The sequence below is a fragment of the Collinsella sp. AM16-21 genome (assembly GCF_003471905.1).
Taxonomy (GTDB): Bacteria; Actinomycetota; Coriobacteriia; order Coriobacteriales; family Coriobacteriaceae; genus Collinsella.
In genome coordinates, this window is record NZ_QRKJ01000002.1 from 42,996 (window position 1) to 54,886 (window position 11,891).

Sequence of the window (11,891 nt, forward strand, 5' to 3'; positions counted from 1 at the left end):
TCGCAAGCTCTTTTCACGCGATGAGAAAAACTTGCAGATTGGCGCGATGGTGACAACTCTCCGCGTGAGCGCGGGTTCGATATTGCTTGTTAATGTGTCCGAACGGTTGATTGGAGACAAAATGTATCCGGACTATGAGCGTAACAACTATCCCATGAGCATTACGGATGAGGATGGTCCGTTCCTGGTCATGGAGGCGGAGCTGTTTTACAACGATGAGCTGAACGATGAGTTCAAGAAGAGCAGGGCGCGCCATTACTATTCTTGCGCAAGTGCTGCTACGGCACTTTTTTACTGCAAATCGCTTGCAGACAAGGACGACAATCCCTGGTATGTAAGCTGGGAAAAGGCGGTCGAGCAGTATCCGCTGGAGAAGCGCGAGAGCGCAACGATGCTCTATTGGGTTGAGCCGACCGATCCGTTAACGGCCCTCGATGCCCGCTACCCCCAATACGACCTTGAGCCATATGTAAGTAAGGCCATCCGCGTCGCCAGTTCATATTTGGTGGAACTCGACGATAGTGCGTATTCGATTGATCAGCTGGATGTTGAGGATGTCGACAACTTGCTTACTGCTGCCTGGTTTTTGATCCAGAAACTCCAGGAGGGCGGTTGCATGCATGACCCAGATGCCCTGGATAAGATCGAAGACGCTACGTATGACGCCTATACAGCGGTCAAAAATTTGATTGAGGACGAAGAGGCGGCCAGGGCCAGTTCGAAGTCTGATGAGAATCTCTAGCCGCTGCATTGAACGGCGCGCCTGATCGGCAGGCTGTCGGCAAAAGTTCAGACAGCTTGCCGATCCCAGTCGCTACATCGTTTCCTTACTCGCGGCGTAATGTTCCGCCTGCTTAAGGGCGTCCTCGTAGGCGCGCTGCTTTGCTTCGTACTCTAGCGCGTAGCGCTCCTGCTCCGCTCGCCCGGGAACAGGCACGGTCATGCTTCGCAGGTCCATTGGGGCAAGTTGCACAAGCGCGTCTCCGTGCGAGGTGTCCGCCAGTTTCTTCTGCCCCTCATCGGACGACAGGTATGCCAGGACAAACTGGGCAAGCAGCTCGTCCTCAAAGGTAGCGCAGAACATGGCGTCGCAGGGGACAATGCTCTCAAACAAAAGACCGCGCTCCACGGGGCGCTCAGAACCGACAGAAAAGTGGCCTGGCGTGATGAGGGCAAGCTTGAATGGAGGCCCGACGCGTGATATGAGAAGGCTCGCCTCGCGGGCGTCGATCGGTTTGGCCTTCCGAAAATCTTCGTAGTCTACACGGCTTACATCGTAGATATCTGTATCGGGGACACGCTCAAGTACATCTTCTGCGGCAATGATTGCGCCATCATGAAGATGCTTTAGCGACAGGTAGTAGCAGTCGTGCTGTTGGTAACTGTCTGTCGGATCTGATTCGGGCAGTTTGGTTACAACGCTGCGGGCGGTGCCGCGGTAGATTGGCGCTAGCGACCCAAGGGGGATGAACATTCTCTCGTCGAACGATCCGCTCTTTGTATTGGGTAATAGGGGATAGATGCCGTTGCCCTGATCCTCGAGCCGATGCCAATAGACTGGATTCTTTTGATCGCCGTAGGCTCGGTCGACGGAATCGAGGAGCTGGTGCAGAATCTCATCGGTCATTTGCTTGTCGTCAAAGCTCCTGCCGTCAAAAAGGAAATACGGATCATTGGGCTCGCCGTCGCCAATAAAGAGCAGCGCGCGACCCTCGGCCTTTTTGGCAATGGTGTTGGGAAGAAGCACAATGCTCTTTAGCAGGCCGAGGTCACAAAGAAGGCGACGTCCATCTACGGCTCGCGCCAGATTGAACAGACGGTCAGAAATCTGAATGACGGCCGTAGCGTGGGGCCGTGAGCAGGCAATGGATGCCGCAAGAAAGATGTAGTACCACTCAGTGACCGAAAGCAGATCGGGGATGCCTGCGCTGCGTTGCAGCTGCTTCGAGCGCGTTCTGAGGAAATCCAGGACTCGCGCATTTGCCGCATCGATAGATGCCGGGAATTGGGATAGCGGTCGTAGCTCGGGGGGCCTGCAGTAAATGAGTGCTGATTCGTACGTGTGAGAGGCTGCGTCCTGCTCGTAGTCGTATAAAAAGATATTCTCCTCGATGGCAGTAAACGTCGACGTCGGGACTTTGACTCGGTTTTTGCAAACGCAAGCGGGCACATAATCCCATTCGTCGGTTGCTTCGTTGTAAACGCGGTCCTCAAACTCAAACGAGGCGGCCGAAGGTCGCTTGAGGTCAATCCCCAAAACAGACCACGAGGGGCCATCGACGTGCTCGCTCGAAAACTCAAAATCGCGACAGCACAGTTCAATGAGCCTTTTCGTTCTCGACGAAGGCTGATATTTCTCGACCATATGAGACACAAGATCCGATAGATATCGGCTCATATATGGCTTGAGATCTTCGTTTAAGCGAAGAGTTGCAAATTCTGCTTTAGTTTTGAGCATGCGCACCTCCTGCATATTCCCTATATTGCGCGGTTCGCTGACTGGCCCGTCGCGGCTCAATTGCCTTCAGTCTACAAGAAGAGCAGTTGCGGCGTTTTTCAGACGGGGCACTCAAATGAAAAAGAAAAAAATCGAATGGTGCGTATGAGGCCGTACGCATTGGGTAATATTTCGCTAGATACTAACACTAAGAGATTTGCATATCTCCTAGTTGTATCAAGCTACAGTGGATAAACCAACTAGTTGTTTCAGCAACGAAAGGACAGCTAATGAACGTATACGACACGTATAGGATCGAGCCAGACGCTCTCAAGAAGCCAACAACAGTGAATATTTTCGGCATGATTCTGCAAACCCTCTTTGCGGTTGTGCTGTACGTTGTCGCCGTCGACATGATGTGCTTGCTGACGACGTGGCTCGGCGGCTTTATGTTCGAGATTGGCGAGGGCAACACGGTGATTCCGCTCCACTCGTGGCGCCTGGTGGCGTTTAGGGCGTACTGGGTTGTGCTGGGCGTGGCGGTCGTTGCGGCGCTTGCCCACAAATGGATTGTGCTGTTAACGGGAGAGCGCGAATCCGACATGTGCGAGCTGCTCGGTGCAATTGAGGGTGCGGGCGCATTTGCATCCGTCGTCTGCGCGATCGTCTGTTTGCTGGGCTGTGCCGCCGCATTTGATTGGTGGGCTGGCGTTACCGGAAAGATGGCTTCGGATTCCCGCGCCAATGATTATCTGCTTTGGGCTGTTGTCTTAACAGTCGGAACGATTGTCGAGTGGCGAATTGTCGAAGGAGTTCTCAAGGCTTTATTCCCTCATGAGTGCTTGTTCCACGGGCTTCGCTTTGCATCTGCCTGCGTGGTTACTCCTCTGCTCGCGCTTGTGCCCACAGCGCTGGTCATCGTCGTGTGCGCGGTGGTGGTAGGCCTTTTTGCCGGGATTGTGTTCGCATCGCTTGCGATCCCCGTGGTTATCACGGTTATTGGCATTGCCATCGCTATGAGTCGCTAACCCACAACGCAATCCAAATATCTCGCATAAAGAAAGGAACGACCATGTCGGTATTCTCTAACGCTCAAAAGCTTCTGCTGCTTGCCGTACTTACCGCTCTTATGGCTGGTGCCCTGATGTACGAAGTGTTGCATCCCACACTGTTTCCGCTGCTCAAGCAGGGCATTTTGCAGCTGCTCTACCACATTCCGGTCTTTACCCAGCCGGGCAACGTGATCTATCTGGAGTCGGCGACATCGCTGGCACTGTAGTGGTTTAAGGGCTCGGCCCACATCGAAGGAAAGAAAACCAATATGGAAAGGAAGGCGCCCATGACTCAGAAGCAGTATCGAAACATCGATCGCTACCAGGACTTGCTCAATCGAATTGCGCCTACGCGTCTGGTGGAGCAGACGCGTCAGAGTGTTATTGGCCACGAAGGAAGCTTGGAGGCCTTTGTGACGGCGCTGAGCTTTGAGGTCAACCGCTGCGTGATGTTGGCACGCGGCGCCGACCCGCGCGACGTTCTTTCGCCCGCTGCCATTTTGGTGATGGGTTCTACCGGTACGGGAAAGACCCACACCATCAAAGCCGTGGCGGATGCCGCGGGGCTCAAGCTGTTCGTGTTCGATGTCTCCACCATGACGGGCGAGGGCTGGCGCGGTGCCAGCATGAGCAACTGCCTGTCGCAGGTCGCGGACTATCAGGCTGCCAATCCCGGCGAAATTTGCTTGGTGCTCTTTGACGAGTTTGACAAGGCGGTTCGTGCCGAGTCCGATGGGGGCGAAGTTGCATCGAGCTTTAGTCCATCGCAGTCGTTCCTTAAGCTCTTGGAAGGCGGGGAGATGCCGTTTGAATGTGATACCTCCAAGAGTGCGGCTATTAAGACGCTCAACCTCGATCAGGTTGTTTGCATTTTGGGCGGCGCCTTTATGGGCTTGGATGCTCTGGTGCGCAAGCGCCTGAGTGACAAGTCTGGCACCACGGTCGGCTTCGGATCCTCGTATGCCGCCGTGCGCACCGCCGCAAAATAGGCAAACGAGCTGCGAGACAGTGCGACCATCGAGGATGTTGAGACTTGGGGTATTATGTCCGAGCTGTGCGGGCGCATTGGCTCGGTGATTAACTTTAACGTCTTGAGCGTGGACGATCTGGTCCAGATTGCGTATGAACAGTACCTGCCCAAGTACAACAACATGATGGGAAATGGCGCCAAGATGGAGCTGATGGCAGATGCTGCTCGCCTTGCGGCGAAGCGCGCGGTTAAGGAAGGTGCCGGCGCGCGCGGCATGCTCCGTCAGCTGCGTCCCCTTATGATGTACGCCTGGAGGGACATGCGGGAAGATACCTATATTTCCCGTGCGACCTTGGTCGTGAGCGACGGGGAACTTGCGGTTGCGTACGAGCGCTCTCATGAGCCGCGGGGCTTTTTGCAGGAAGAGATGGGGGAGAATTCGCCCTTTCTGAACGGGAGGGAGATTGAAGCCCTGACGCTGGTGAACAACTGGATGGAGCATGAGGACGAGGATGAGCATAAGCCGTATCAGCCTGAGTTTGCTTGGCTGGCGGATTTGGTGGACGGCTCGGCGCTCGACAAGATCGTGCAGGGCGGCAAGGCATTCGATCTTGCTGGGGTGTTGTTGCGCGGCGTTCCGTTTGATGGGCCGGAGCGCATTGCCGCCCACGAGCTGCTTAAGGCGTGCGCCTGCTACAACGACGTGCTCTATGCCGACAAGGAACAGTATCGCAACCTTGCTCAGGTGCTTACGCTCACCAAATTGGTGTACAAAAAATCGCCCGATTGCTTGCTGAGCCCGCTCGATGTGGTTATGAACGGCACGACTACGGGCAACGGTTTTCAGGGTCTTGGCGAGTGGGTCGATGCCATGAGCAGGTCCGAAAAGCCTTCGTTGGAAAAGTGGCAGTACCTGGCGGCCGGGGAGGCCCTGCGGATTTACGACCACTTTAGCAAGCGTCCCGACCAGGTAAAGGAGCTTGCCGCCGATGTGTCCCTGATGCGTGTCGCCCTCGCGGTGATCGACGCTGAGGAGCGCGAGGCGTTGGAATGCGATCTTGAGAAGCTGCTCGCTTCGTGCGAGTAGTCGCCGACTGCTTCTCTTTCCTTTCTTTTCTCAAGCGGCATAGATGCCATCGCTCAGCCGCCCTGCGTGAGTTTTTGTCCGCACGGGATGGTATTCAACACATGCAACAACTAAATCGGAGGTTTGACCATGGCTACGTGGGAGCTGAACTGTCAATCGAATCCGTCGTCTGCGGGCGACAAGGAGCTTTCTCCCTATCTTGCGCGCCAAAAGGCGATGCGCGAGTTTTTTGAGCGTGCGCTGTTTGTCCCCAAGGATCAGGACAACAACGGCCTGTACTTTTTGGGCGCCACAACGGGCTCGGGTAAAAACTACACGGCCGAGCAGGTCACGGCAGACCTGATTGCCGGCGGCTGGGATGAGTCGGGCTGTTTTAATAAATGTCCCGGTCGCCGTACTCTGGTGTTTGTGGTTCCGGGTAAGGACAACCGCGACAACTATGTTGCAAACGTGCGCGAATTGTTGGTTGAGCAGGGCATGAGTGACGATGATGCGGAGCGCATGGTGTTCGATCTTCCGCGAGCGGGCGAGAACATCAAAAACTGGATTGACGCCACGTTTGACAAGGGCAGCGTAAGGCCGCGCGATATTCCATGCCCCTTTGGAGCAAAGGACGAGGCCGTTCTTCGCGATATTGCGCACGCGTGGCGCGGTGTGATGGAGGTCGCCGATGACCTTTTGGGCCTTTTGGACAAGAAGGAGCGTCTGGGAAGCGTTGTCGACCGCCTGACTCCAGGGCTGTGGGATAAGCTGGCGTTGGCAGACGCGAGCTTGCGTCGAGCGGTGAGCCGTGGACGCCAGAGCATCACGCGTGGCATTGAGGAGATTCCCCGGATTTGGCCCTCGGCATTGCTTAACGATAAGCGCGCGCCGCATGTAATTGCATGCACGCCGCAAAAGCTCGTCAATAGAATCGATACGGTGACAGAAGCGGGCGTTGTGTTCTTTAACGCAGCGGCTGCCGACGAATGCCTGTTTATCTTTGACGAGATCGACCATGCGAAGGCCGATATGCTGTCGATGCTGGCGGCGGGACATATGAAATTTCAGCCCGACGAGATGCTGCGTATTCTTGACCGTCATTTTAATGGCGGCGTGGTTGATCCTCTGCTGCTGGGAAATCGGGACCAGTGGATGGCGGTCTATACGCATGCCTCGACCTCGGGCGAGCACGAGGGGTCAAACGCGGCAACGGGCAAGGTTTCGCGCGCAAGTGTGGAGACGGCTGCCGAAGAGATCGCCAAGGGTGCCAAGCGTATTCAAAAGATGATCGCTGCGTGTATTCAGGATATGGAGCTGCAGCAGCCTTTTGCCCTGTCTGACAAGGCGAAAGACGAGCAGCTTGCCGGTCGTCATCTGTTTGGCAGCGACGATATTTCGGTGGGCGATGGCCTGTCGAATCCCTTGCGCTATGAGCTCGATACTCGCCGCAACCGCAACATGATTACGTCTTGTGGGACGGACGAGCAGCAGACCGTCAATAAGGCGGTGCGCCGTGCGCGCGGCCTTGTCAGGATGGTGGTGGGCCATCTTGCCCGCTGTGCCACGCTTATGGACAAGCTGTACTACGGCAGCATTTCGTACAAGGACGATCTTTCGCGCAAGAATATCATCGATGCCCTGGGCATTAGGAACGACCAGACCAACGAGAAATACTTCTGGAATTCGTTGATGCTGGCGCTGTTCTTTAAGGACCGCAAGAACGATGAAATCGATGCCGTTGACGACTCGATGTATGCGCGTGGTGTTGACTACCTGGTGATGGAAACCACCATCGACCATATGTTTACCACGTACCTGACTAATCACGGCATTGAGCGCATGCCCGAGGCGTATCTGGCATCCATTGCCGCCAAGGCTCCCTGTGTGTGCATGAGCGCCACCTGGAATGCACCGACTATTAAGAACTTTGACCTGGATTACCTGGACGAAGTGCATGGCGTGGTTCGTAAAGATGCCTGGATTGGCGAGCTCAACCAGGAGATCGTGCGGCAGACCAGGCTGTTCAACAAGCAGGCGGCAACGATGTACGCCGTCGACGTCGTTTGGGTTGACGAGTCCAAGAAGCTTGCCGGCATGGCGGCCGTGGCCGGCGGCGCCTATGGCGGCGGTATCGTGTCGCCCGACGAGGTGTACGAGCATGTGATGGGATTCTTTGACCAGATTGGCGTGAGCGAAGGGCTTGCGGCGTGCCTGCGCCGAAAGATTGCCGACAGGGTGACCACGAGCGATGCCGAAAGCATCGAGTTTGAACTAAAGCGTCTGAGCAAGACGCTCGTTGCCGTGAGCGCCTGGGCGCGTGGCGTGGCGCGCAGTGAGCAGCAGGCGGGAGCCATCTTTACGACACGACACATGGGAAACCATGGCGACTTTAATAGTTTGGCGCTGGATCTTGCCCGCGAAATCGTTGCCGAACTGGTGATTAGGAACGTTAAGCACCCCGAGGCGTCGTACGAGAAGTCGCTCGAGGAAGCCAAGGATATGGTGCTGTGCTTTAACGCCTCCGGCTGGGAGGAGGGCTGGCGTGACGCTCAGGGGCGTCTGAAGGACGGCAAGCCGACCCTGATGTTTATCAATCTTGCTGCTGGCGGCTTTTCCAAAAACCTCAAATACGAGGTGCCGGAGAGCCTGCGCGACACGGTGCGCCAGGTGGACTGCGGCTTCGATAACGCTGAGCGACATCCCAAGATGGATCTCGATTTTTTGTACATGGAGTCGCCCACGAGCCGCTTGACCTGGGGAGTCGATATTAGTTCAAAGAAGTTTGACCAGCAGGCGCTGCTTGGCGTGGTCGAACAGGAGGAGCTCGTGACGCGCGGTGAGATCCCGTTTATTCAGAAGCGCCATCGCGTGCGCACGGTACTGGCGGGCGTTGGCGGAAAACTGCCGGTGCGCGACACCCTCTCTTATCAGGTCGAAGGAGCCCGCATTGTGGCGCAGGCCGTGGGTCGCTTGATGCGCACGAGCGTAAAGATGCCGCACGTACGGGTGATGCTCGATCGCGAAATCGCCGGCGATTGCGATTTTTCGTTCCTGCACGATTTGCCGATGGGCTACGAGCTGGAGCAGGTGGTTGGTGCCTGCGCGGCCGTCAACAACCACATGGCGGACAAGAAGCAACACGCTGCTAGCAAGCAACAGAACCTTGCTGCCTTTAGGAACAATCTGGCGAAGGAGAAGCACGAGAGGCTGGCGTGGAGGGTTACCTCGCTCGATGCGCGCGAGGAAGATCTGGCCGCCTTTGACGACGAGCGCGACTTTTATCTGCATCATTTTTGCCTGCCGTGGGAGGACCTTGCGAGCTATCCTGCGCGCAAAAGCACTGCGCAGCACATGCCGTTCCCCGCGAGTGGCTATGCGTATGCGCAGGGCGGAGCGTGTAAGGTGCCGCATTTTGAGTTTCCCAGCTATGAGGGTGAACCTGTTGAGCAGATTGCTGCCCGCCTGGAGGAGTGCTGCCGCTACGACGAGGGGTTAAAGGGCGCGACGGTTCGCCAGGTAAGCCAGACGGCGGCCCGCGTGCCCGAGTTGCTGTCGATTCGGGAGGTGCGCGAGCGTTGGTCGCGCGACGGGGTGCCCGCGATGCTGCAACCGGCGGCGACGGCGCACATGACGCCCTATATGTTCCAGGCGGTGTATCTGGGAGAACTGGGAGAGTCTGCCGGTAGGGCCATCTTCGAGGCGTATTACGATGGCCGGTATTTGCTTGCGCGTGGTGACGCTGCCCATGCCGAGACGGGCGGCGATTTTGAGGTGCTCGATGCCGCTGGCAACAAGACTGGGGTGTGGATCGATTTTAAGCACTATCGCATCGGCGCCTACGAGGCCTACAGGCGCTCCGGCGGCGAGACTACGGATGCTGAGCGCTTTAAGGCAAAGGCCCAAAAAGTTGGGGCGAAGCGCCTGTTGATCGTCAATGTTTTGGCCGATGAAGCGGCGCTGGAGCTACGTCAAAAGCCAATCGATGGCGAGGGGATGGTGTTCTCCTTCCCCTATATGGCAGCTGATGGAGCAATCAGCCTGGAGATGATGGAGGCGATTCATCGTGCAATCGAAGCATAACCAGTCGTGTGGCTTGGGAGACATTGCCGTATCTGAGTTTAAGCTGCAGCTCGACGCCGCTGCTGCCGAGGAGCGCTACTCGGTCTTTTGGTGCAACGTAGGCGATGCTGGTAAGCATGCCGTGGCGAACTTTATGGCCGATGTGTGCCAGACGGGCAAGGTCGTCGCGCTCACGCAGCTTGCGGACAACCGCGTCTTTCTGATGGTCAAAGCGGGCGTGCAGACGGGCGACCTTAATGCCTCGCTTTATCAGGAGCAGTTGGTTCCGATTAAAACTCATTGGGACGAGCTGGACGATTGCGTTGCACTCCGTTTGCTGTTCAACTCCTGCTCTCAGTTTGAGGGGATTGAGGACGAAGTTCCCAATGACACCGGGCACCTGTATGTCATTAGCGCCAAGGGTGCCCGCCGCGATGCTGTCGAAAGCGATGGAAGGGGACCTGCCAAGATCGAAACGGTTGAAATCGTTATCGATGAAGACTGCACCTTTGATCTTAAGATTCGGACGTTCACCAAGCGCCGTGTGCTTATTGGCAGGGCACAAGGTGACGAGAAAGAGCTCGAAAAGATTAAGAGCCAAGTGGGCTACAGGCTATCGCCCGTGGCGACGATGGTGCTTGCCCACGAACAAAAAGACGAGTACATCCTGCGCCGAGCCAAGGGCGACAAGCCGTCCAAGCGCCGTGATCTGACGTTCTCGGCCCAGGCGGACAAGGTCGCCTATACCAAGAAGGGCATCCTGTATCGAGAGCTGCAGATTCTCGAACGCCGTTACAGCGAATTTGCCCGGGTGACGCTCATGGAATACCCGCGTAAGAGTTTCTACGAGGTGCTCAAGGGCGATGAGTACATGCGCGTGGTTGCGGAGCGCATGGCGGGGCAGCGAATCGTGGTGTCGTTTGCGCGTAATGGGCTTGCCGAAGTGGCGCGCCGGCTGGCCGATCGACTTAGCGATTCCTCGTGGGGCGTTCGCGCATCGTATGGCGGAAGGACCGTGGAATCGCGGGCGCTGAACCTTGTCGTTGTGCCCAATGAGGTTGCTGAGGACGACGGCTATGCCTTACATGTTGGCGTGGTGGAACAGCACGTGACGCCGGATGTGTGCGAGCCACTGTTTAAGGTGGCGCCAAAGCAAAAGGACCGCAATGTGCAAGAGGCGATCCTGGGGGCCATGCTCAAAGAGCTGCTGGTTAAGCAAGATGTTGCCGACGGACGGGTGAGGGCGTTTGACCTTGGCTCTTTTGGCGTTGAGTCGGTGACGGCCTGCGGCGTGGTCAATGTCCCGCGCAAGGAGAAGGATAAAGTTGAGCTGGATGAGCGCCTTGCGATGTTGACGATCGGTGTGGATGGGGCCATGGACTACGCCTCACATCCGATCGAGGACGGTCCCGTGGATGAGATGGAGCTCGAGCTGCTGACGGCCGAAGGCAAACTCGACAAGGATGCCTATATCTTTGACGTGCAGGCGAGCGAGCGGTCTATGCTCGCACGCGTGCGGGATACGGGCTTAACGACCTTCTCCAACAACTTTGTGACCTTGGTGCGCGATTATCAGCTTACGGGTAAGGCGGGTCGTAAGAAGGAGTTTTTCGAGAGCTTCAACTCGTCCTATTACGGCATTGGAACGTTCGAACGCGCAGGGACGACCTGCTACTTTGTCGGCGTCAACAACGGCACCAAAGAGGATGTGGCAACGGCGATCCATGTGCGCTCGATTGAGATGCTCGACGGCGAAGATCTGTCCGAGTTGCTGGTTCAGCTGGTCAATGTGGGGCTTTCGCGCTACGGAGCTCCCTCCAGGTGGCCGATTCCGGTCAAGTATCTCAACGAGTGCGCTGCGCGTGAGGGCGCGGTGGGGGATGGCGGTGGCGGCAAGTGATGGTGTTGCGCAATTATCGCTCCTAGAACTTTTTGAAATTATGCTTGCATTGTAAAAGGGGAGAACATATACTGCAGCCATAGCACATCAGATGGGGTCTCAAAAAGAGACCAAGCAAACGAGTTTTCAGTTTATGTTGAGAGGTATTTGAGCATGACCAGCAGAATTTTCCCCCTTTACAACGACAATACCGACCATATCGATTTCAATACCATCTGCGGTTACAGTATTTGTTCTAAGGCTGAGAACTACATGTTCGCTCAAGATGATTTAGAGCTTAGCTCCGAAGATTATGAGTACCTGAATGATATTGAGCGCGAGCGAGAGTATGAGCTCGGCATCCGCTGATGGATGTGGGCTTGTCTCCAACTCCTCCGATTTAATTACCCCGTTATCACCTCTTT

Annotated in this window: 9 protein-coding genes; 8 read left to right on the forward strand and 1 reads right to left on the reverse strand. The window is 56.2% G+C overall.

What is annotated here, in order from left to right:
* The first annotated feature begins 31 nt into the window (after positions 1 to 31).
* Positions 32 to 742 (forward strand): hypothetical protein, encoded by a 711-nt coding sequence (locus tag DW180_RS01910; RefSeq protein ID WP_147348640.1) that lies wholly within the window; start codon positions 32 to 34, stop codon positions 740 to 742.
* A gap of 72 nt (positions 743 to 814) precedes the next feature.
* On the opposite strand, the gene DW180_RS01915 is transcribed toward DW180_RS01910, so the two are convergent.
* Positions 815 to 2,458: a hypothetical protein gene (locus DW180_RS01915; protein ID WP_117799819.1), complete on the reverse strand. Its 1,644-nt coding sequence runs from the start codon at positions 2,456 to 2,458 to the stop codon at positions 815 to 817.
* 269 nt (positions 2,459 to 2,727) lie between these two features.
* Here DW180_RS01915 and DW180_RS01920 point away from each other — a divergent pair, with 269 nt between their 5' ends.
* The 7 genes from DW180_RS01920 to DW180_RS01950 all read left to right on the forward strand — a co-directional run bounded on the left by DW180_RS01920 (position 2,728) and on the right by DW180_RS01950 (position 11,835).
* On the forward strand, positions 2,728 to 3,465 hold the full coding sequence (locus DW180_RS01920) for a hypothetical protein (protein WP_118237164.1): 738 nt from the start codon (positions 2,728 to 2,730) through the stop codon (positions 3,463 to 3,465).
* Between the two features lie 44 nt (positions 3,466 to 3,509).
* On the forward strand, positions 3,510 to 3,716 hold the full coding sequence (locus tag DW180_RS01925) for a hypothetical protein (RefSeq protein WP_117637090.1): 207 nt from the start codon (positions 3,510 to 3,512) through the stop codon (positions 3,714 to 3,716).
* A gap of 60 nt (positions 3,717 to 3,776) precedes the next feature.
* A complete protein-coding gene (locus DW180_RS01930) occupies positions 3,777 to 4,478 on the forward strand; it encodes an AAA family ATPase (protein WP_158570914.1) in 702 nt (233 codons plus the stop codon).
* Positions 4,479 to 4,532: 54 nt separating this feature from the next.
* Complete coding sequence (locus DW180_RS10325) at positions 4,533 to 5,546, forward strand: hypothetical protein (protein WP_199569848.1); 1,014 nt, start codon at positions 4,533 to 4,535, stop codon at positions 5,544 to 5,546.
* Between the two features lie 129 nt (positions 5,547 to 5,675).
* Positions 5,676 to 9,608: a hypothetical protein gene (locus DW180_RS01940; protein WP_147357367.1), complete on the forward strand. Its 3,933-nt coding sequence runs from the start codon at positions 5,676 to 5,678 to the stop codon at positions 9,606 to 9,608.
* Positions 9,592 to 11,487, forward strand: a complete 1,896-nt coding sequence (locus DW180_RS01945; protein ID WP_118237170.1) for a hypothetical protein — start codon at positions 9,592 to 9,594, stop codon at positions 11,485 to 11,487. The genes DW180_RS01940 and DW180_RS01945 overlap by 17 nt, the downstream gene beginning before the upstream one ends.
* Before the next feature lie 153 nt (positions 11,488 to 11,640).
* Positions 11,641 to 11,835, forward strand: coding sequence for a hypothetical protein (locus DW180_RS01950; protein WP_118237172.1), 195 nt, complete (start codon positions 11,641 to 11,643; stop codon positions 11,833 to 11,835).
* Positions 11,836 to 11,891 lie beyond the last annotated feature (56 nt).